At 58.5% G+C, this 21,897-nt stretch carries 15 protein-coding genes and 5 pseudogenes; 9 read left to right on the forward strand and 11 right to left on the reverse strand.

The genetic code is table 11. The features are described from left to right. Positions 1 to 139: 139 nt before the first annotated feature. The 6 genes and pseudogenes from EOC93_RS24380 to EOC93_RS24405 all read right to left on the reverse strand — a co-directional run. A pseudogene (locus EOC93_RS24380) lies at positions 140 to 376 on the reverse strand (IS110 family transposase); the annotation flags it as partial. A gap of 270 nt (positions 377 to 646) precedes the next feature. After that, positions 647 to 1,069, reverse strand: coding sequence for a hypothetical protein (locus EOC93_RS34945; RefSeq protein WP_245461530.1), 423 nt, complete (start codon positions 1,067 to 1,069; stop codon positions 647 to 649). Between the two features lie 89 nt (positions 1,070 to 1,158). Further along, positions 1,159 to 1,224 (reverse strand): annotated as a pseudogene (locus tag EOC93_RS34950) (hypothetical protein); the annotation flags it as partial. Between the two features lie 101 nt (positions 1,225 to 1,325). Next, on the reverse strand, positions 1,326 to 2,552 hold the full coding sequence (locus EOC93_RS24395) for an acetyl-CoA carboxylase biotin carboxylase subunit family protein (protein WP_127205877.1): 1,227 nt from the start codon (positions 2,550 to 2,552) through the stop codon (positions 1,326 to 1,328). Between the two features lie 420 nt (positions 2,553 to 2,972). Next, positions 2,973 to 3,163 (reverse strand): annotated as a pseudogene (locus EOC93_RS24400) (IS5/IS1182 family transposase); the annotation flags it as partial. Positions 3,164 to 4,106: 943 nt separating this feature from the next. Then, positions 4,107 to 5,439 (reverse strand): annotated as a pseudogene (locus tag EOC93_RS24405) (acetyl-CoA carboxylase biotin carboxylase subunit family protein). 1,297 nt (positions 5,440 to 6,736) lie between these two features. On the opposite strand from EOC93_RS24405, the gene EOC93_RS24410 reads away from it, so the two are divergent. From EOC93_RS24410 to EOC93_RS24445, 8 genes are all read left to right on the forward strand, one after another. After that, positions 6,737 to 8,395 (forward strand): ABC transporter substrate-binding protein, encoded by a 1,659-nt coding sequence (locus tag EOC93_RS24410; protein ID WP_127205878.1) that lies wholly within the window; start codon positions 6,737 to 6,739, stop codon positions 8,393 to 8,395. Positions 8,396 to 8,465: 70 nt separating this feature from the next. Continuing rightward, positions 8,466 to 9,416 (forward strand): ABC transporter permease, encoded by a 951-nt coding sequence (locus EOC93_RS24415; RefSeq protein ID WP_127205887.1) that lies wholly within the window; start codon positions 8,466 to 8,468, stop codon positions 9,414 to 9,416. Next, positions 9,413 to 10,270 carry an ABC transporter permease gene (locus tag EOC93_RS24420; RefSeq protein WP_127205879.1) on the forward strand — a complete coding sequence of 286 codons (858 nt, stop codon included), beginning with the start codon at positions 9,413 to 9,415 and terminating at the stop codon, positions 10,268 to 10,270. Before EOC93_RS24415 ends, EOC93_RS24420 begins: the two co-directional genes overlap by 4 nt. Beyond that, positions 10,263 to 12,344, forward strand: coding sequence for an ABC transporter ATP-binding protein (locus tag EOC93_RS24425; RefSeq protein ID WP_127205880.1), 2,082 nt, complete (start codon positions 10,263 to 10,265; stop codon positions 12,342 to 12,344). The genes EOC93_RS24420 and EOC93_RS24425 overlap by 8 nt, the downstream gene beginning before the upstream one ends. A gap of 139 nt (positions 12,345 to 12,483) precedes the next feature. Continuing rightward, positions 12,484 to 13,935 (forward strand): amidase, encoded by a 1,452-nt coding sequence (locus EOC93_RS24430; RefSeq protein ID WP_127205881.1) that lies wholly within the window; start codon positions 12,484 to 12,486, stop codon positions 13,933 to 13,935. Positions 13,936 to 14,208: 273 nt separating this feature from the next. Then, on the forward strand, positions 14,209 to 15,387 hold the full coding sequence (locus EOC93_RS24435; protein ID WP_127205882.1) for a Xaa-Pro peptidase family protein: 1,179 nt from the start codon (positions 14,209 to 14,211) through the stop codon (positions 15,385 to 15,387). A gap of 3 nt (positions 15,388 to 15,390) precedes the next feature. Beyond that, positions 15,391 to 16,482, forward strand: a complete 1,092-nt coding sequence (locus EOC93_RS24440) for a M14 family metallopeptidase (RefSeq protein ID WP_127205883.1) — start codon at positions 15,391 to 15,393, stop codon at positions 16,480 to 16,482. 85 nt (positions 16,483 to 16,567) lie between these two features. Beyond that, a complete protein-coding gene (locus tag EOC93_RS24445) occupies positions 16,568 to 17,257 on the forward strand; it encodes a hypothetical protein (protein ID WP_127205884.1) in 690 nt (229 codons plus the stop codon). A gap of 67 nt (positions 17,258 to 17,324) precedes the next feature. Here EOC93_RS24445 and EOC93_RS35590 read toward each other — a convergent pair whose 3' ends face one another. The 5 genes and pseudogenes from EOC93_RS35590 to EOC93_RS24465 all read right to left on the reverse strand — a co-directional run bounded on the left by EOC93_RS35590 (position 17,325) and on the right by EOC93_RS24465 (position 20,916). After that, the gene (locus EOC93_RS35590; RefSeq protein WP_127205885.1) at positions 17,325 to 17,765 is read right to left on the reverse strand and encodes a hypothetical protein; all 441 of its coding nucleotides are present in this window, start codon (positions 17,763 to 17,765) and stop codon (positions 17,325 to 17,327) included. 146 nt (positions 17,766 to 17,911) lie between these two features. After that, positions 17,912 to 18,124 (reverse strand): hypothetical protein, encoded by a 213-nt coding sequence (locus EOC93_RS34960; RefSeq protein WP_245461528.1) that lies wholly within the window; start codon positions 18,122 to 18,124, stop codon positions 17,912 to 17,914. Beyond that, entirely contained in the window at positions 18,112 to 18,807 is a 696-nt protein-coding gene (locus tag EOC93_RS24455; protein WP_245461529.1) for a transposase family protein, read from the reverse strand. Before EOC93_RS24455 ends, EOC93_RS34960 begins: the two co-directional genes overlap by 13 nt. A 2-nt stretch (positions 18,808 to 18,809) precedes the next feature. After that, positions 18,810 to 19,413 (reverse strand): annotated as a pseudogene (locus tag EOC93_RS34965) (transposase); the annotation flags it as partial. 207 nt (positions 19,414 to 19,620) lie between these two features. Beyond that, positions 19,621 to 20,916 (reverse strand): acetyl-CoA carboxylase biotin carboxylase subunit family protein, encoded by a 1,296-nt coding sequence (locus tag EOC93_RS24465; protein WP_127205886.1) that lies wholly within the window; start codon positions 20,914 to 20,916, stop codon positions 19,621 to 19,623. 602 nt (positions 20,917 to 21,518) lie between these two features. Between EOC93_RS24465 and EOC93_RS24470 the strand changes: the two genes are divergently transcribed. Next, on the forward strand, positions 21,519 to 21,897 hold a 379-nt coding region (locus EOC93_RS24470; RefSeq protein WP_164759262.1), incomplete at its 3' end, for a transposase.

A 21,897-nucleotide genomic window follows, 5' to 3' on the forward strand; every position in this document is an offset into this window, starting at 1 on the left:
GCTCTGGGCGCGATGACGGTGAAGACGGACCGGAATGACGCGCAGGGAATTGCACAGATTGTGCGCACAGGTTGGTTCAAGGCAGTTCATCTGAAGTCCGCTGCCGGCCAGAGGCTGCGCACGCTCACCGCCGCGGGCAGAGGCGCCATGCTATCGGCCGGTGATAGTTCCCAGTCGCCTCAAAGGCGCAGACCACAGGGCGGCCGTACGCCTGCAGCACTTCGATCAAATGGTCGTGCTCAGCACGAGTGTTGAGGACCAAAAGGCGACGCCGGCGCTTGTGGCCCGGTGCTTCGATCAGAACTTCATTGCGCACCTTGGCAATGTCGATCGCTACCAGCACCACGGCGGCGGGTGTAGAATCTAAAGTGGTCATGGTCGGTCTCTCCGGAATGGGTCGTGAACATTCACATTCTAGAGAAACTTTGACTGGCCATGGCCGCCTCGACAGCGGTGCGCGCCTGCAGCGAAAAGCTGCGCGCACCGCTCTCTCGGTCGCCGCGGCTCCTTCATTCCGCAGGTGCTATGGCAGCGAGTTCACCTCGAACGCCATCCTCGCCTGGGCGGATCAGAACCGCGTCGAATGGCATCATATTGCGCCCGGCAAGCCGATGCAGACGGATGATGTAAGAATAGCCTCTTCTTCTCATTCGGCGGCTTTTTCTACAGCCTTCTGCCTTTTCGGCCTCGATCGCCATCGGGAAGTCTCTGCTGCATAGGCAGCTTCTGCCTTTTCGACTCGGGATCGTTCTTCGGCGCGCTTGCCCGGGATGTTGTAGTCGAAGGCGGTGCCGCCTGGCATGGCTAGTCGGGAGGCCGGCGCGCAGCTCGACCGATCTGAACTTGCGGGCGAGAAGGCTGGCCGGGCCCAGATATAGTCGGCGTCCTTGCTCAGCATCTGCCAGATGATCATTGCAAGCTGGCGCGCAGTGGCGACGGCCGCGATGTGCTTCCCGCGACGCGAGGCGATCCGCTTGTAGAAGGCGCGCAGAGGACCCGGCGAGCGCGCAGCCGCCCATGCCGCCTCGACCAGCATTCCCCGCGCATGGCCGCGGCCCTGCTTCGTGATGCGGCCATGATAGGCCGGTCCCTCACCGGACTGCGCACGCTGGGGTTGAGGCCAAGATAAGCGACAAGCCTCTGTGGATCGCCGAACCGCCGAATGTCGCCGATTGCTGCGGCAACGCTTGCAGCCACCGTTACGTCGGGGCCGGGCAACGTCATCAGACGGCGGATACTCGGATCCTGGAGGGCATGCACCGCGATATCCGCTTCGACCACCGTCAACGCCTCGTTGATCTGGATGCTGGAAAGGTGAGCGGCGGCTATCGCAAAGGGGCCGAAAACGGTGCGATCGACCAACTAATTAGTTCGACGGCTCGGTGAAGTGTGGTCTCGGTCTGAGCACGACTAGGTGAAGCGGCCACAACATGTCCGAGACAGTCCCGGTAGTCGCCCGTCCTGATGATCGGCGTCTTCGGCTCAACGTACAACTTGACCTCGGCGACACCTGAAATAGCAGCCGCCAGGCTATCGCCATCGATCCGATCGAGGATGCCATCGCGATCAGCAACTAGTTTCCGAGCGGCCGCAACGTGCGAATGCCTTCTGTGCAAATCCCATTCGTCGCCGATGACAAGTTTGATGTGCTCGGTAATGAGATCGACACCGTAAGCCAGCTGAACCAGTCGAGGAATGGTCCCACCCGCAAGGCGTGGATTGACTTCAATGACGAGAGGGCCAAGTTTCGTCCACTTAAATTCAATATTGGTTGGACCCCAGCCAAGGCCGAGAGCTCGCAAACAGCTCCGCGATGCGTCGATGATACGCCGGTACTCGTCGTCTGTCAGAAGGGCCGGATAGATGCATTCCCGAGCGACGAAGTGTGGTGGAGGGCCCCAGTTAATGGCGGCAATCCCAATTATCTCACTTCCCATTATCTCAGCGCTGTAGGTAGGGCCCTGTGCGAATTGTTCGACGAGTATCCGCGGCGAAGACCGCCATATATACTCCCCGTCTAGCAGATAGGTCGTATGTTCGGCTAGCTCGTCGACGTTGCGGCACAATCGGACACCGCTGCTGCCGCTGCCTACGGCTGGCTTGAGAATCACCGGCAGGCCAATCTTCGCGGCAAAGCGTTCAATCTCCGTCGGATTCGCTGCGGCGCGATAGGCTGGTATTGCGACGCCGGCCTCCGCAAGGAGCTGACGCTGAACGAATTTGTCGCAGCACCGTTCAACGGATTCGGGGTTCGGCCCCGGCAGATCGAAATGCCGGCAGAGCTTGCCCACTGTCGCATAGACCTCCTCCTCAGCGGTCGTAATGCCGGCAATCTCGTAAGTCGCCTGCAGGCGCGCACATTCGCGAATCAGGGCATCAAGGTTGTCTGTATCGACACGGATTGTTTCAATCTCTTCCGGCGCATGATAGTCGTAACGAGCTGGATCAGCCGACAACGAAATTGGATGAAGGCCAAGACGTCGGGCCGCGTTGATGTAAAGCGGACCATTGTACCTCGTTCCTTCAATCAGGATGAGCGCTCTTGTTGCCATGTCTGTCTCCCAACCTATGCGGTGCGGCGGTTCAAGCCTTGCCTCGTCTCGGGTGAGACCTAGCATCGATGGCGCTTTGCGGTCGTGAAGACTTTGTGAACTTATTTGAGGGAATCTTTGCAACCTGTCATCGCTGATGGCGTCATGTCTCGACTAAAATCGAAGATTGCGAGTTCAAGCGACCCTAGTAAACCGGAGGCGGCAGCCGCGGAGAGGCTGGGTCATTCTCAGCATGCCCTCCCCACGAGGACTCGCGCAGGCTGAGCCAGCGCGGCGTGTCATATCTGACATCGAGCAAGCCCTTGAGTGCGCCGGAGGCGATCTCGCCATCCTCCGAGCCCTTGAATGTCGAGGAAGCCATTATCCCAAACATCTCGACGATGGGCCGCGGCCGGCAAAGGCTTTGGCGAGCCGGGAACCTTAGCCATCAGCCGGTCTCCGGCATTGTACCAGATTGTAGCCGGCAGCTGCGAAGCTGAAAGCCCATCCGATACGGCCGGCCGCGGAAGCTAGTTTGGGCCCGCCACGATCTTGATCCGCCCGAACGCCACTTCGATGTGCTTCCTGATGCGCTGGCTGACGACATAGCCGCTAGTCCGGGTGCTGCGTCCGACACGCCGCTCGCCATTAGGCGCGTTAAACGCGCCGCAAGCTTGTATGCGGTTGATCGTCGCCGATCGACAACCATGATGCCGTATCCGCGTTGATCTGGGAGACTTATTCTACAGCACGCCATCGTAAGCAATATGAGAACCGGGATCACCACCACCTCGGATCGTTTTCGGCAGACGCATTCGCAGCTGCCAGACGTCAATGCTCATCCTGTCGAAACGCTCCTCCATGCTTTATGCCGGACGCAGGGATACTCCAGTCGGGATCTCGCCGGTCGTGCCAGGCCGCCAGAATGCAATCAGCAGCTTGCGTGCCAAAGCCACGATCATCGTCTTGCGCGTACCGCCACGGTCTCGCGCGAAACCAGTGCGCCAGCGCTGTCCCTTTTGGTATTGACGAATCGCCAAGCCAACAGGATCATGCGGTAGGGCACGCGAGCATTGCCAGCGGCGCAGGACCTTTCTCACGCCTGCGTCGGCCGCTCTCATCCAGCGCCCCGGTAAGTCAGGCAAAGCGGGCGATGGCTCTCCGATCGGCAGGCCGCCTGAGATGGTCTCGGCACCGAGGAAGCGCGCAAGAAGGGGAACCATCGCGAGTGGACCTTTCTCCGTGTCCAGAACCACCGAGAGCTGCCGCAGCCGTTTCTGTTCATGGATTCACGCAACAGGTGAAGCTGTGAAGCCGTCCGAGATTGCGGCGCAACTCGGCTCGGCTTCGTTCCGGCAGGGCATACCTTCCGCGCTCCTGCCACGCTTTGTCGTTGGCCAGCAGATACCGCTGACCAACAACTCTGACGAGGCCAATCATGCGTGTCGCAGCCGGCCGATCTGGGGCGCATGGCGCTGCCTGCAACGCGCCGCAGAATAAAGCCGCGCCCGTGAGATAATCGTCGGCCGCTTCCCGACATGCGGTTTGATGTTGTCCAGGCTGACGTCAAAAAAATCACCCGTTCCTCTCCTGCTCCCGATCACAAATGTTTGGCAACGATCGCTTCTTACCCACCGCCTGCGCCGGTGCGGGTGTAGGGGCCGCAGAACGCTTCCCGCCAGGGGTCGGAAAGGGTGTGATAGACCAGTCCATTAAGTCAACGGCACGTTGAAGGTATTGCCTCGGTCTGAGCACGGTTGGGCGAAGCGCCGATGACCCGTCCGATGCAATCTGGGTCTTCGCCTCTGCTAGTTATCGGCGTCTTGGGTTCGACATACAATTTGACCTCAGTGACAGCTGATACGGCAGCCGCACGACTGGTATCACCGATCCATTCCAGGGTGCCATCGTGATCGGGGCGTAGGAACCGCGCGGCCGCAGTGTGCGAATGCCTCCGACGCAAATCGCATTTCTTACCTATGACTAGCTTGATGTGCTCGGTGATGAGATCGACACCGTAAGCCAACTGAACTAGTTGAGGATCAGGCGCGCCGGCAAGGCGCGGATTAACTTCAATGACGACCGGACCACGCTTCGTCCACCGGAATTCAATGCAGGTTGGTCCCCAGCCAAGGCCGAGAGCTCGCAAACAGCTCAGCGAAACTTCGGCGACACGCCTATACTCGTCATCAATCAGCGGGGCCGGAAAGGTGACACCACGAAAGGCGAAATGCGGTAGAGGGCCGAAGTCAGCGGCCGTAATCCCAATGACCTCACTTTCCATGATCTCAGCGATATAATGCGGGCCTTGTGCGAATTGTTCGACCAGTATCCTCGGCGAACATCGCCATAAGTACTTCTCGCTCAACAGATAGGTCGTATGTTCGGTCAACTCATCAACATCGCGGCACAGTCGGACACCGATGCTGCCGCTGCCCATGACTGGCTTAAGAATCACTGGCAGCCCGATCTCCACAGCAGATCTTTCTATGTCCGCCACATTCGCTGCCAGGCGATAAGCAGGTATGGGAACACCGGCCTGCCCGAGGAGCTGACGTTGAGCGAATTTGTCGCAGCATCGTTCAATCGCTGCCGGGTTCGGTCCCGGTAGATCGAAATACCGGCAGAGCCTGCCAACTGTCGCAGACAACAACTCATTGTTAGGCGCAAAGCCAGTAATGCCAGCAATGTCATACGTCGCACTTATCCGGTTACATTCGCGGATCAGCGCATCCAGATTGTCTGTATCGACGCGGATCGCCTCAATCCCCTTCGCCGCGATGTAGTCGTACTGACCCGGATCAGCCGATAAGGTAATTGGGTGAAGGCCTAGACGCTGAGCCGCTTGGACGTAGAGCGGACCGTTACCCCTATGACCTTCAACCAGGATGAGCGCTTCTCTTGTCATGGACTTTGACTCCGACGTTGCGTTCTGTGCGGTGGTCAAGCGTGATCGGCATCAGCTCTCTTAAGCCGCGCCTTGACCTCAGACTTCGGGCGACCCTACCACTGTCAGCCATTTGCGGTCGCAAAGGTTCTGTGAAATTGTGTACAGGGTCTGTGATGAACCGCGTCGAGTTTGCCGTAGGCAGTTTCGCCTGGATCTGGCAGGGTTTTCCTCCATCTGAGTTTAGAGTTCAGCCTCGATTGAAGGAGGGACTGAGATGCAAAAGCGCAGGCGCCGTAGGAAGCCTGCTCCTCGGATCCTGATCTCATAGCGGGCCCTAGTTCTTCGTGTAGAAGCTGCACCTCCGCTCTGCGACAAGCGCAGATCGAGACAGAACGCTGGTTCAAGGAGGATATATACGAGCTGCGCTTCATGAAGGTGGGCCTGGCACTCGCCTGCTCTCCTGTATCAAGCGTGCCTTCGGTCTCCTCGTCGGGTATAAGGGGATCAAGCACGACCTAGTTACCATTCCCCCTAAGGATCCTCGGACGTATGCGTTTTCCAATCGAGAGCCGGACGCAGATGTCCATGCTCCCGCGGATCAAGCCGCGGCCCCCTCAAATCTCGCCACGCTGCATTTGGAAGGACCGGGCCATGGACATCGACGCCTAGATGGAGACGGCGCGCCGTCGGGCCATCGTCGTGCTCAAGGACTAACAGGTGCACTCGAACTGTATGGTCTCGGGCGTACGACGAAAGACTGCGGGTCGGCCTAATCTGTCAGAAATTCGGTCGTGGCCGTCGAGCCATGCATGTAGTCGGCGAGCAGCGCGTGTTTTTGTAACCATCCAGGGATGGAGCCGCGCCAAGCAGGACAGCTGTTTGTAAACGGCATTGCGCCGTCGCTTACATGCGACGGTTCTGATGGGACGATTTCGCGGCGCGGCAATCAAAGCTAGAGCGCGCATTGCCTCGCTGAGTTGTTCCTGGATGTCGTGCCGCGGCGAGCAATGCGTCGCGGGACGAACTGGTGAGCGCGGTACGGCACCCTCAGCGCCGGACGTCAACCGGCGGCTTACCCTCATCCTGCCGGATCTCCTGCCTACGCTCCATCGTGACGGGCAGTGCCGATCTCGATGCTAGATGTCAATGATATGCAGACTGTATTGGACCTGAGCCTGCCGACAATGGCACAGGACTAAAAAGCCTTGCACGTGTGGGTGCATGACGTGGCGTTGAGATGTCGCCGACCGCGTGAACGGAAGGGCCTAGTCAAAAAAAGATCCTATGGCCCTAAGGACCGAAGGTGGGAAACTTCATGAATGCAAATTGGCTTGACAAGATTCGCAAGGGGCTCACTCCTGTCGAAAATCACCTCATAGATGGCTACGTAGATGGCCGTGTGAGTCGTCGCGAACTTCTGAGGTATGGTAGTTTGCTTGGCTTGTCGCTACCGGTTCTCGGAAGAGTTTCATTGGCGGCTGGTTTCGGCGTTGCGCCTTCAATGGCGCGTGCCAACGTTCAGCCAGATGCCACCATTCGCGTTGCTTGCCCTGCGCCGCAAGCCACAATTGACCCTGTTCTGGCGGGGGACTACGGCCCAATATTGATGTTCCAGCAGGTCGGCGAATTCCTTTGTGTGGACGGGCCGGACCTTGTGTTAAGGCCCAGTCTCGCGACGAGCTGGAAGCCCAATCAGGACGGCACCGTCTGGACCTTTACGCTGCGAAAGGGCGTTAAGTTCCATTCTGGCGCCGAGATGAAGGCCGATGATGTCGTTGCCACCATAGATCGGCTGGCTGACCCGAAGAATTCGTCAAACGCGCTTTCAGTTTTCAAGGGAATCCTGCAGAAGGGCGGCACCAAGAAGGTGGACGACTACACCGTCGAGTTCCATCTTGACGGTCCGAATGGCAATTTCCCCTATCTGGTATCGTCTGACAACTACAATGCCATCATCCTGTCGGCGAACTATTCCGGGGATTTCGAGAAAACCTGGAACGGCACTGGTCCTTTCAGGATTGAGAAGTTCACCCGGAACGTCGGCGCGAGTTTCGTCCGTAATGAAGACTACTGGGCCCTTAGGGCGCTGCCGGCGAGGACGGAGTTCACCTTCTACCGGGACATCCAGCCACAAATCCTCGCGCTTCAAGCTGGGCAAGTCGACGTCATCAACAAACTGCCCGCACTTGCCGGCGTGGCTCTGCTGAACGACCCCGCTTTTGAAATAATCAGGATCAGGTCGACCGCGAGCCAGCCGATGCACATGCAGTGTAATGTGGGCCCGTTCAAAGATGCGCGTATCCGCCAAGCGGTGGCGCTGAGTATCGATCGCGAGAAACTGGTGAATGGCTTGATGAAGGGCCAAGCGGTCGTCGGTAACGACAGCCCATTTGCGCCCATTTATCCATCGACCGATCCTTCGGTCGCGCAGCGCAAACAGGACATCCAACAAGCAAAAGAGTTGATGAAGGCGGCGGGGGTTGAGAAGGGCTTTGAGGCGACGCTTACGGCATCGCAATTTCTCGAAATTCCGGCCTATGCACAGCTTATCCAGAGCTGGGTGAAGGAGATTGGTGTCGACCTAAAGCTGAACATCATGGACCGAGGTGCCTTTTACGGTGATGTGGTCCTGGGTCAATCTCCTTGGCTCGACTCGGAAATGGGCATTGGCGATTTTGGTCACCGGGGCGTGCCGAATGTGCTTCTCAAATCACTTCTGACGAGCACCGGTGCTTGGAACGCCGCCAAGTTCCATAACGAGGATTATGACAGGCTAGTCCAAAATTATGTCGCCTCGCTCGACCTTGAATCGCAGCGGGAAAACGCAGGCAAGATCCAGCGGCTACTGCTTAAAGAAACACCGGTTCTGTTCGGCTACTTCTACGACCACCTGACGGCGACCAAGAAGGGCGTAGTCGGCGTCCAGGCAACGGCCATGGGGCAGCTCTTCCTAGCGGGGGCGGGAATCGTATGACCTCGGTTCGGCGGACCGGCACGAAGCTGGCCCGCCACGCAATCACGGTAGGATGCCCCAAACAACAATGATGAGCCGTCTCCTCGCCCGACGTTTTGCCTATTCGCTGGTGACCCTCATCGTGCTGAGCCTGCTCGTGTTCTTTCTCGGGCAGGTTTTGCCCGGCAATGTCGGCCGAACAATCCTTGGTCCATTCGCCGATCGGCAAGCGGTAGATGCGCTGAACCACCGGCTTGGCCTCGATCGGCCGCTCATTCTGCAGTATGGCACGTGGATTTTGCTTTTTCTCCAAGGCGACATGGGGCAGTCCTATATTTATAGCGCCCCTGTCGCTGACTTCGTAGTTCCCGCGCTTGCCCATTCAGTTAAGCTTGCGGCGGTGGCATTTCTGCTGGTCGTGCCGCTTGGTATCTTGGGCGGGGTGGTTGCTGCCCTGAATGTGAACCGCCCTGTTGATCGCATCATTAGCCTAGGCGGCCTGTCTGCGACTGTGCTTCCGGAATTCGTCACAGGCATCATTCTTATCCTCGTCTTCGGCGTATGGCTTCGCTGGCTGCCGATCTCCGCCGCCTGGCCGGATGGCGCGGGCCCTCTGACCCAACTCTGCTATCTGATTTTGCCCGCGATCCCACTCATCTTCATCCTGTTCGGCTATATCGCCCGCATGGCGCGTGCGGGCATGGTTGAGGCGCTCGACTCGGATTACACCCGCACCGCCATCCTGAAGGGTCTTCCTAGGCGCCAAGTCATCTGGCGGCACGTGCTCAGGAACGCGCTTCTGCCGACAATCACGGTCATCGCCAGCCAGACGGGCTACCTTATCGGAGGCCTTGTGGTGGTGGAGACGTTGTTCCGCTACCAGGGCATCGGGTCATTGATCTACGATGCAGCCAAAGGAAAGGATTTTCCGGTGCTAATGGCGGGCGTGCTGGTTATCGGCATCATTTATGCCGTGGCGACACTGCTCGCCGATCTCCTCTATTCCCTCTTCAACCCGCGCATCCGGATAGCGAGTCAATGACTGACGTTGCTACCGCCGCACCCAGAAGACGTCGCCAGGAGGTCCTCGCAGCGCTGTTCCGCTCCGGCTCCTTCCTGATCGGCGTGACCATCGTGCTTTTTTGGGTAGTCTGCGCCCTCTTCGGCCGCCACTTCGTGCCTTACGACCCGCTGGCCGCGGACATCCTGAACGCGCTTGGATCGCCCTCGTCAGAAAACTGGTTCGGGACCGATCAACTTGGCCGCGACATCTTTTCCCGCGTCATCGTCGGCTCGCGCGATCTTCTCATCGTCGCGCCTCTCGCGACGATCCTGGCGACCGTCGTGGGCACCGTGCTCGGCCTTCTCATCGGCTATTTCCGAGGTATTGTCGATGATGTCGTCTCGCGTCTCATTGAGGCCAAGATGGCGATCCCGTCGGTCATTATCGCGCTCCTCGCAATCGTCGCGCTCGGCACCTCCGAGACGATGGTAATCATCGTCATCGGTCTGTCCTTCGGCCCCGTCATCGCCCGTACCGTGCGCTCCGCGGTCCTGTCGGAGCGGGAGTTCGACTACGTCGCCGCCGCCAAACTTCGCCGGGAGAATACCGTCCATATCATGTTCGTCGAAATCCTGCCCAACATACTGCCGCCCATCCTTGTCGAATCCTCGGTGCGCCTGGGTTATGCGATCTTCTCGGTCGCCACTCTGAGCTTTCTTGGCTTCGGTCTCCAGCCACCCTCGCCGGATTGGGGGCTGTCGGTCGCGACCAACTATTCGATGATTAGCGGCGGCTACTGGTGGACGGTGCTTTTCGACGCGCTGGCCATCGCTAGCCTCATCGTAGGGGTTAATTTGACGGCCGACGGGCTGCAAGGAGCGCTCTATGACTGAACCAGCGCTACGCCTAGACCGTCTCTCTGTCGCCTACCGGTCCGGCGGGCGGGACCGCGCGGTACTGCGCGAGGTTGGACTGCAGATCGCGCCGGGCGAGTCCTATGGGCTCGTCGGTGAAAGCGGCTGCGGCAAGTCCACCGTGGCCCTGACAGTCGTGCGCTACCTGCCGCGGAACGGCAAGATCACGGGCGGGTCGGTGATGCTCGACGGGGCGGATATCATGCGGCTCGGGCCCGAAGCGCTTAGGGTAGTGCGGGCAAAAAAGGTCTCGATGGTTTATCAAGATCCCGGCAAAGCGCTGAACCCTTCGCTGACGATAGGCCGGCAGTTGGTCGAGGTCTTCGAAGTAATAGGTCTATCGGCGGCCGAGCGCGATGCTCGGGCCCTCGAGATGCTGAACAAGGTGCGCATCGCCGATCCCGGCTCAGTCATGCAGCGCTACCCGCATGAGCTTTCAGGCGGAATGCAGCAGCGGGTAGCGATCGCCATGGCGCTGGCAAGTGATCCGACGATGCTGATCCTGGACGAGCCCACAACCGGCCTTGACGCCACCGTGGAGGCCGAGGTCCTCGACCTAGTCACCGATCTCCGGCGCGAGTTTGGCACCTCGATCCTGTTCATCAGCCACAACCTCGCCGTAGTCGCGAAGATGTGCGACCGCGTCGGCGTCCTTTATGCGGGGATGCTGGTGGAGGAAGGGCCGACGCGGGAGATCTTGGATTCACCGCGCCATCCCTACACTGTCGCGCTTCTGCGGTGCCTACCGCGGGGCGGACAGCTGAAGGACCACGGACGGCTTGACACTATCCCGGGCTTCTTGCCCATGCTTGGCGCGCGGATGCCCGGTTGCCCCTTCGCCGAGCGCTGTGCGCTCGCCGACGATCGCTGCAGGACGGAAATTCCGGACCTGCGGGATGCTGGCGATCGGCTGGTGCGTTGCCATTACCCGGATCGGGCGGCTGACCTTCCGCGCAGCACGCCGGCCGATGTGGCGGCGGTACCAAAGCCTACAGCGGGGGCCGCGCCGGTACTCCGGGTTTGCAATCTCTCGAAGACCTATGGCCAGGGGAGCCACGCAGTGCGTGCGGTCGCCGACGTCTCGCTAAGCCTGCTGCCAGGAGAAACACTGGGTCTGGTCGGCGAGTCCGGCTCCGGCAAAACCACTCTGGCACGAATGCTCCTGGGCCTGGTCCCGCCCGATGCCGGCGGAACCATCGAGCTCGACGGCAACCCCCTTGCTCCCAGTCTCGACCGGCGCCGGGATGAAGACGTGAAGGCGGTGCAGATCGTCTTCCAGAATCCGGACTCGGCGCTGAACCGCTCCCATTCCGTCGCTCGCATTATTGGTCGCGCGTTGCGCAGGCTTGGCGGTTTCCGAGGCGCCGACTTATCTAGCCGTCTTGACGCTCTCGTTACGGCGGTATGCTTGACGCCCCGACACCTAGCTCTACGCCCGCGCCAGCTCTCCGGCGGGCTTAAGCAGCGCGTGGCCATAGCGCGGAGCTTCGCTGGCGACCCTCGAGTTGTGGTCTGCGATGAACCTACCTCGGCCCTCGACGTTTCAGTTCAGGCTGCGATCCTGAATCTTCTCGCGGAGCTTCAAGCGGCCCGGGCGGTCAGCTATGTCTTCATCTCTCACGATCTTGGCGTCGTGCGGTATCTTTCCGACCGAATTGCGGTGCTCTACCTCGGGCGGATCATGGAGATAGGGCCATCGGAGCGCGTATTCGAAGGACCAAACCACCCCTATACGGAGGCACTTCTTTCCGCGGTCCCCAACCTCGACGGCACCCAGAACACCCGCATTCGGCTGTCGGGGGAAATTCCCTCCGCGGCCAATGAGCCTCCAGGGTGCGTCTTCCAGAGTCGATGCCCGCGAAAGATCGGTCCGATTTGTGAGACAACTAAGCCGCCCCTGATTGAAGCGGAGCCCGGCCATGCCATCCGGTGCCACATTCCGGCAGCAGATCTCGAAAGACTGCAAGAGCACTACAAGGCCAGCGCTCGAAAGGGCGCTCTGGTGACCGAGAGTCGCGCGACTATTGCTTTTGCGCCAGGGCAATGTGCATGAGCTTTCTGTTCCAAGGTGCGTATGGCGCGCGGAGCATTCCCGATGGGTATAAACCGACTTTTCGACGCGGAGAGCGATTTGGAACTCCGTTTACAAAGCGCACGCCGACATAGGAATTCTTATGAATGGGATAACCAGCATGCAACTCCGTGAATACTTGCAATACGATGCTACCGGTCTGGCGGCGCTCGTAAGCGCCGGTGAAGTGACCGCCGTGGAACTGACGCGTTTGGCTCGCCAGGCCCACGACGAGGTCAATCCGCGCATCAACGCTGTCATCGAGTTCTACGATGATGCTGAGACCGTTGCCGGAGCTGACCTTGGACTTTTCAATGGTGTGCCATTCCTCCGCAAGGACATCGGCGCCTCTGAAGCCGGCCGACTTCAGGAAAGCGGGAGCCGCCTGTTCAAAGGGTATCGCTCAAATACCGATAGTTACTATTTCCGTCGCGCCAGGAATGCCGGCCTTCGCAATATAGGAAGGACTGCAACATCGGAGCTCGGGATGTCGGCAACGACAGAATCTGTTCTCCATGGCATCACTGGAAATCCCTGGGATTTAGATCGCTCCGCGGGGGGGGCATCCGGGGGAGCCGCAGCAGCAGTGGCCGCCGGCATCACTCCGATCGCACATGGTAGCGACGGAGGCGGGTCAATTCGCATCCCGGCCTCGTGGTGCGGGTTAGTCGGGCTGAACCCATCCCGAGGCCGCGTTTCCGGCGGCCCTGATAATCAGGACGCAAGTTTCGGCCGCAGCCGCTCTTTTGTTCTTTGCAAAAGCGTGCGCGATATGGCTGCTGCGCTCGATGTTTTCTCCGGTGCTCATCCTGGTGATCCTTTCATCATAGTCCAGCCGAACCGGCGATATGTGGAAGAACTTGCCCGGCCAACTGGCACTTTGAGAGTCGGGATAGCAAGGACCAAATGGGGTGCAATCGATCTGGATCCGGAAGTCCTGCGCGCCCTGGAAGCGACGGCTTCACTCCTCGAGGAAATGGGTCACGTGCTGGAGGAAGTGACGCCCCCCTACAAGTCAAGTGACTATACTCGAATCATGCTTGCTGCGTCCAGTATATTTGCAAGTACATTAGAGGACAATGCGCGAGCCATGGCGCGTGCAATTGACTCTAGTACTTTGGAGCCGGTCAATTTGAAGCACTACGAATATGGCCGAGCTGAGCAAACCGACCCTCGAGAGCTTCATGAGGCCTTGCGGAAAATGCGCTTTCAGGTGGGCGAGGCGATCCAAGAATTCGATATTCTGCTGACTCCCACAATGCCCCATGTCGCTACGCGGCATCGCGACAGTTATTGCACGACCAACACGACACTCTCCGTCGAAGAATTCAAGGAGGCGGATGCCTCACTATGTCAGTATACCGGAGTCTTCAACGTTACCGGACAACCTTCGGTGTCGTTACCTTTGGCCCAGAGCGCCAGCGGACTGCCAATCGGCGTTCAGATTGTCGGCCGTTTTGGCGACGAGGCCACGCTGGTCCGTGTGGCGCGCGACCTCGAGCAGGTCGTGCCCTGGAGCGGCCGGTGGCCAGAAGTTCGAGCCGGGAACAATTCAAAATCAGCCGGGCTATGATAATTCCAACTCAGGTTCAGGCAACTTCCACAGATGGAACAGTGAGCATGCTCCCTGACCGTGTCAGCCTGCCGCCATGCCGCAGCAGAATCTGCATCAATCTTGATACGCGATAAAGAGACCCTCGTATTTATATTGGACATTGTCGGTCGCACGCTTACGGTTCGTGTGGTTTGCCGAGATCCAACCTATCGGGCGAGGGGGGAATTGTCGGCCTGCGGGCCCTAGTACTATCGGTGCTTTCCATTTAACTCAACTCTCGTGGATGAATTAATGCGTATTCTGAATTTCTCTGAAGCTGAGTATAGGTCTAGACTGCAGCGTGTAAAAGCTCGCATGGTAGATGCCGAGCTGGATGTACTTGTGATTACGGAGCCAGCAAACATATATTATCTAAGCGGTTACGATGCATGGTCGTTTTATACAGTCCAGGCCCTGGTGATTTTTCAAGACGTGGAGCTTCCCCTATGGATCGGGCGGCTAGTCGACTCTGCCACCGCGCATATCACGAGTTACCTCCCAGTCGACCGCATTATCCCCTATCCCGATATCTACGTTCAGGCTGCGGATCGGCACGCGTCGCAGTTTATTGCCGACGCAATTCTTCGAGAATCTCCGAGCGCCAAAACAGTGGGAGTGGAGATGGGGGCTTACTACTATACAGCTCGAGACCACGCCGAGTTCGTGAAGGCAATGCCGAACGTCCGTTTTAGGGACGCCGAACTCTTAGTGAATTGGGCGCGCTTCGTGAAGAGTGCCGAGGAAGTCGCTTATATGCGAGATGCAGGGGCTATCACCGAACGCATGATGGCGCGCGCTGTTGAAGTCGCCGCTCCGGGAGTAAGAGAGTGTGATGTGGCTGCAGCCATCTACCATGCGCAGATGACCGGCACTGCGTCTTTCGGTGGGCTTCCGGCGACGAGCCCGCCTCACATGGGGTTCGGTGCGCGGGCGCGCGAGGCACATCCAATTTTCAGTGACCGCCCTATTGCACCCAACTCCGTTGCGAACATCGAAATATCCGGCTGTCGACTGCGCTACCATGCTCCGATGAGCCGCACGATCTACTTTGGTAAGCCGCCTCAAAGCTATCGCGATTTGGCTTCCTACGTCATCGAAGGGATCGACGCATCTCTTAATGTGGTGCGACCGGGCTCGACATGCGAAGAAATCGAGTTGGCATGGCGAAAGACCCTAAGCGTCCATGGTATCGAGAAGGACAGTCGGCTAGGTTACTCGATCGGTGTGGCATACACGCCGACGTGGGGCGAGCGCACGGCGAGTATTCGTCAAGGAGATCGTACGGTGCTTCAGGCCGGGGTGGCATTCCACCTGATGGCAGGTCTTTGGCTCAAAGACACTGGCATTACAATCACTCAATCGTTCGTCGTGGCTGAGGGTGGTTACGAACCGCTCACCAAGAGCCCTCGCGAGCTGATCGTTAAGGACTGACAAATGCGCGACGCGATACTGCAGGACATTTCCAGAACCTTTTCCAACACATATTTTGAGGCGCGCCAGAAGTTCCTCGATCTCGCCAACTCTGTGAGATCATATAAATCGCCGGCCCGAGGACTGGGTGGTGAGGAATTGTTCACCGATGTCGCTTGGTTCGGCAATCCAGACGCGCGTCATATGGGCGTATTGATCTCGGCCACACACGGTGTAGAGGGCTACTGCGGCTCGGCTGGGCAGGTGGACTGGATGCGAAGGGGCGCTGCTAGCTCGCTGCGGCCGGACCAAGCGATGATTCTGATACACGCACTTAATCCATACGGGTTTGCGTGGGATCGCCGCGTCACTGAAGAGGGCTGCGATCTGAATCGTAATTTCGTGGACTTCTCGCAACCTGTTCCAGCCAATCCGGGTTACGCCGAGCTTGCCGACTATTTAGTCCCGGCAGAGATAAGTGGTCCAGTGTTCGAAACCGCAGAAATCGCTATTGAGGAATTTCGCAAGAAAAACGGCGAAGTCGCCTTCCAAACTGCTCGAAAAGCTGGCCAATATAGTTATCCCGACGGCGTATTTTTCGGAGGTTTCGGTCCCAGCCATTCGCGTTTGACGCTAGAGAGAATTGCGGACGACTTTTCTCTGAAATCCCGAGATCGGGTGGTGATTGTCGACGTACATACCGGCCTGGGGCCCTTCGGATACGGCGAGCTTCAGACCGAGCAGCCCTCGGGGCTCACTGGTTATGAACGGGCATCGGCGATGTTCGGAAGATCGGTCACCTCGCCCGACCTTGGGACCTCATCGTCAGTGCCGATACGGGGCTGCGTTGATGAGTTTTGGCAGCGGCTGCTTGGTGAGCGTCACGTTTACGTGGCGCTTGAATTCGGCACGTTTGATCCGGAGAACGGTCGACGGGTCCTGAGAGAGGATCATTGGTTGGCGAAAAATCCCGAGGTCGACCCGGAACTTGCACAAGCCATCCGACTCCGTCTTCGCGAACACTACGATCCCAGGTCGGAGGATTGGCGCGAAATGGTCCTCTGGCGTAGCCGTCAGGTGTATAGGCAGATGTTTGAGTGGGCCTCAGATCTCTAGAGGACACCGCCGCTTCTCGGCACTCGTTCGAACCGAGCCGCAGAAAACCACGAAAAGTTATCGGAGCCGGAACAGGAGAGGCGTCGTGAACAAGAAGACCTTGGGGATATTGGAACTCGAAAACAGACCAATCAGTCATCTTGGTGCCTTGTGCGCGCCTGAGACACATCAATTTCCGATTAAGCGTCTGACTGTTGAAGGCGCGAACGTGGCCAGGCTAATTGCCGGAGACCCATCGCTCAAGGATGCGTATGTCAGCGGAGCGCAAAAACTCGAAAGAGAGGGAGTCTCGGCGATAACCACCAACTGCGGCTTCAGCTCGCTGCACCAAGCCGACGTGGCGGCTGCGGTTTCCGTACCAGTTGTGTTGTCGAGCCTCGCGCTAGTGCCATTTGCGGCCAAGAGCATGCCATCGGGCCGCAAGGTAGGGATTTTAACTTATGACTCCACGAAACTTGCAGAACACCATTTCAATGCGGCTGGATGGTCGTCAAAGGAGATTGATATTGCAATTGGAGGAATTGAAGGTTCTCTGACATGGCGGCGGCTCGCAGATCCTTGCCCTGACGCGCCTCCTGATGTCATCACATCCGATGTGCTTGCAGGGATTAAGTCGCTTTTAACGGCTGAGCCAACGGTAGGCACCCTCGTCCTCGAATGTGCCGGGTTCACGCTCGCAGCAGAAACAGTGCGGCGGCAGATTGGCTTGTTTGTCGCAGACTTCGTGACGCTCGCAAAGGTCCTTATTGAGGTCAGCCCGCGGCGTGAAGTATGACGAGCAGTTTCGTATTTGCGGCAGCGGAGAGGGCGCCCTGCAGGCGGGGGTTCCGACAAAGGCCTCCTCAATCTTCTGCACAAGCTTCAGCGTGCCCTCGCACTGGGCGTGTTGCAGGCCTTGGCGGCGTTCGAGCAGCTGGTGCCCTTGAAGATAGACTTAGACCAAGCGCAGCTGCGAGTTCCGCAACATCGCCGGCCTTCGCGCCCTCAGGATTGCGCTTCAGGAAACAGCAGATTGCATCCGCCCGTGTGGATGCTTCGTCCCAAATTACCTCGTCAATGTCGTCGGGGAAGGGATCAGTCATAGCAGGCTTGGGAGGAAAAAACCGAGAGGTCGTGATCTGATCCTGAACTTCCTCCAGGTTTGGGTAGAGTCTGTCGATCACGGTGCATTCGTGGCCAAACGAACGGATCAGCAGATAGAGACCATAGCCGGTTGGTCCTGCCTCGTACCAGAAATAGACCCGATCAAACTTGTCCGCGATCCGCTGAATAACGCCGCCCATGCACGTACACGACGCGTCGACTCGCCAAAGAGGCGAACCTCGCCCTCCCGGCCGACTCGGATCGTCCGAGCAAGCGTCCCACGCGCAGTGTAGGGCGAGCCACCTCATCGGTGTCGGGCGACATGGAAAACTGCCCCCCTATTGCCTCACCGGGGAATGTTACCGAACGCGATAGGGCCGACATGGGCCCTTTCTCCATCCGTCGCGGCGGAGGGAGATAGCGGCCAGCTCTTCATCCAACCGTCATCGAGGATGATCAGCCCAGCCATTTCCATGCGCCAGACCTTCACAAGCCGTTGCACCATTCTCAGGTTCTTTTCCTTAAAGCGCGAGGGGTCGATCTTTGTCAGGCGTTGCAACACACTTGCTGCCGATGTGCAAGGACACGGGCCGCAGGCGGAACTGGCGGATGATAGCGCTTGATCACACGAGCGCCGATCCGCGTCTTCTCCTGAAGCTTGAATGACGGTTGGAACAGATTGCCGTAAAGCCGCACGACAGCATAAAGTTTACCAAGCGCGGCCGTCGCCTCCGCGCCGACAAACCGACCATACCCCACCAGGCGACGCACGATGGCGCCATTCTTCTGCTCCACATGCGCCTGGTCATTCTTTCGATAGGCGCGCGAGCGCGTCACTTCCAGTTCCTCGCTGCGGCACCAGGAGACGACGAACTCGTTCATGAAGGCGCTGTCGTTGTCGAAATCTACGCCGAGCAGGGGGAAGGGAAAGAACGAGCGGGCCTGCTTGATCGCCACAATCACATTGCCGCTGTCGCGCGTGCGGACCGGAACGCATTCAGTCCACCCCGTGGCGATATCGGTCAACACCATCGTCTGCACAAAGCTGCCGGACGAAGATGTGCCGGAATGCGCCACGAAATCGACCTCGACGTAACCGGGCGGCGGATCATTCCAGTCCCCGAAGGTGCGCACCGGCACCGATCGGCGAACCGCCGAACTCATTCCTGCTCGCCGGCGCTGGCCGCCGCGAGCCACAACACGTACCTCCGCCAAAAGCCGATCCATCGTCGCCGGGCTCATTGTCAGCAGCTTGCCGCGTGTTTCGGTAATTCCCGGACACTCACGCCGCGTACCATGATCGCCCAGACAACACGGGCCATCTTGTTCGCCATGGCCACACTCGCCACTCGCACGGGTTTCCTGGCGAGCAACGCGACAAGCCGAGGATCGGCTGTCTCCGGTTTGTATCTCGCCCGACGGATCAACGATGTCGCGCCGACTACCAGAAGCTTTCTCAAATACCGGTTGCCCATCTTGGTGATGCGGCCGCCCGATCCTTGCCGCCGCTCGAGTTTTGTAAAGGTGTCAGCCCGAGCTAGGCCGCAAACTCTCGACCCGAGCGGAACTGTCCCGGATCAGCGGATCCGCAGCGGGTGCGGCCAATGCTGTGGCGCCAACCGGACCGATGCCGGGGATCGTCGACAAGCGTCGTGCCACGTCGTCACTTCGTTGCAGGGCGAGTTGCGTGCGCTGCTTGACCAGAAGACTGTGTGTGCGGTGAAGCGACAAGGCCGCCTGTTGCTCGGCCGACTTCATCGTCACCAAGCGCGTGGTCGGGCGTGTCACCGCTTCGCAGATCGCCTCCGCGTCCACCGCATCGTTCTTACCGCGCTTGACATAGGGCTCACATGCCTATAAATGTCGGCACCCTTCAAGTTAAGCGGCAGCGTGGGCCAATAAGACCATTTGGGCCGCCGTGCCAACCTGAGGACTGACCGAGTCGCTCGTTGGCGAGGGTCTTGCTCGTTGCGGGCTGCGGAAACAATTCAAACAAGTCGTGTCAACTTGTGCCGCGGATCCCTCGGATTGAACGGATATGCGGCGGGCGTTATCTTACCTAGCACCACCTCCTCGGGAGTGCTGGGAGGGGAGGGGTCGGCGATCGCTCCTGTTGCTCGCAACTGGGGTGATTGACCAACTAATTAAGTCGACCGCACGCTGAAGTATCGCCTCGGTCTGAGCATGGCTGGGTGAAGTGGCGATGACACATCCGAGGCAGTCACGGTCATCGCCCTTCCTAATAATCGGCGTCTTGGGTTCAACATACAATTTGACCTCGGCAACACCCGATACCGCAGCCGCCCGGGCGTCGCCATCGATCCAATCGAGGGTGCCATCGCAATCAGGAATTAAAAACCGCGCGGCCGCAGTGTGCGAATGCCTTTTGCGCAAATCACATTCGTCGCCGATAAGAAGCTTGATGTGCTCAGCGACGAGATCGACCCCATAAGCTAGCTGAACCAGTTGGGGATCGGTGCCAGCAAGTCGCGGATTGACTTCAATGACGACCGGGCCACGCTTGGTCCATCGGAATTCGATGCACGTTGGGCCCCAACCGAGGCCGAGAGCTTGCAAACATCTCAGCGAAAAATCGGAGACAGATTTGTACTCGTCGTCGGTCAGGGGAGCCGGAAATACGCATTCATGATAGACGAAATGCGGTAGGGAGCTGAATTCAGCAGCGGTAATTCCAACGACCTCAGTTCCCATGATGTCAGCAATGTACTGTGGGCCTTCTACGTATTCTTCGACCAGTACCATCGGCGAAGACCGCCGTATGTGCTTTGGCGAAAACGGCCATATGTACTTGCTGCTGAGCAGATAGGTCGTATGTTCGACCAACTCATCGACGTTGTGACACAGTCGGACACCGCTGCTGCTGCTGCCTACGGCTGGCTTAAGTATTACCGGCAGGCCGATATCCGAAGCAGAGCTTTCTGCGTCCGCCGCATTCACTACCAAGCGATAGGCAGGCACTGGAACGCCAGCCTGCGCGAGGAGTTGACGTTGAGTGAATTTGTCGCAGCACTGTTCAACCAATGTGGGATTCGGCCCCGGCAGATCGAAATACAGGGCAAGCTTGCCAGCTATCGCATAGACTGACTCCAGGGCGCTGGTAATGCCAGCAATGTCATAGTTCGCGCGTAGCTGGGAACATTCGCGGATCAGTGCATCAAGATTGTCTGTGTCGACACGGATTGCCTCAATCCCTTCTGCGGCAAGATAGTCGTAGCGAGCTGGATCAGCCGACAGGGTGATTGGATGAAGGCCAAGACGTTGGGCTGCTTTAGCGTAAAGCGGCCCGTTGCTTCTTGTGCCTTCAATTAGAATGAGTGCTCTTCTCGCCATGGGACGACCTCCTTGTGCTGTGCAGGTCCGAGTGTAAAACAGGCATCAACTTTTTCGCGCCTGCCTCAGACATTACGGCGAAGATACCAGTGTCAGCGCTTTGCGGTCGCAAAGATTCAGTAAAATTTATTTTAAGAATCTATTGCAGGTATTATCAGTGGCGCCGCACGGAGCGCCTCGACGGAATTCAACGGGTTGCGACATTCAAGGGATAGTAACCGTAGCCACCCTCGAAATGTGAGCTGCCCACCCTTGACCGGTAAGTCTGCAGAGAACAGCGTCGATCGTTGGGTGGATTTGGTCCGAGACGATCCGTCACATCGGCCATCTAGATGTTTAGATAGGGTTCTCTGATCGCGAAGCTGATTGCAAGCTGCTTTTCGGCGTATCCATGTTCCTGCCGGCTCTGTGGTTCTGACCTTGCCCCTCTGATCTAATCCGGTTTGAAGTTCGTTCTGGCCCATCGAGAGGACCAGGACATGAAACGCAGCCGCTTCTCTGAAGAGATGGGGTATTCGGTTCAGCTCCCTGAACGTCTGGCCCCTTTTCGGATCATGACGTTTGTCTGATGCTCAGAGCCGACCTTGCAAGAGGAGATTGGCATGAGCGTTTATGCAGGACTGGATACTTCACTCGACGCGGTAGCTATTTGCGTTATCGCCGAGACCGGCGAGATGCTGTGGCAGGGGAAGGTGCTCGGTGACCCGGATGCTGTGACGGCTGCACTTCAGCGATGGCGGGACGATCTAGTTCGCGTTGGCTTGGAAGCCGGTGCGACATCGGAGTGGATCGGCGGACACCTGGTCGACGAGGGCTTCCCTGTCGTGTGTCTCGAGAGTCGACATGTCAAAGCGGCTCTGGGCGCGATGACGGTGAAGACGGACCGGAATGACGCGCAGGGAATTGCACAGATTGTGCGCACAGGTTGGTTCAAGGCAGTTCATCTGAAGTCCGCTGCCGGCCAGAGGCTGCGCACGCTCA

The sequence above is a fragment of the Mesorhizobium sp. M6A.T.Ce.TU.002.03.1.1 genome (assembly GCF_003997275.1).
Classification (GTDB): Bacteria; Pseudomonadota; Alphaproteobacteria; order Rhizobiales; family Rhizobiaceae; genus Mesorhizobium; species Mesorhizobium mediterraneum.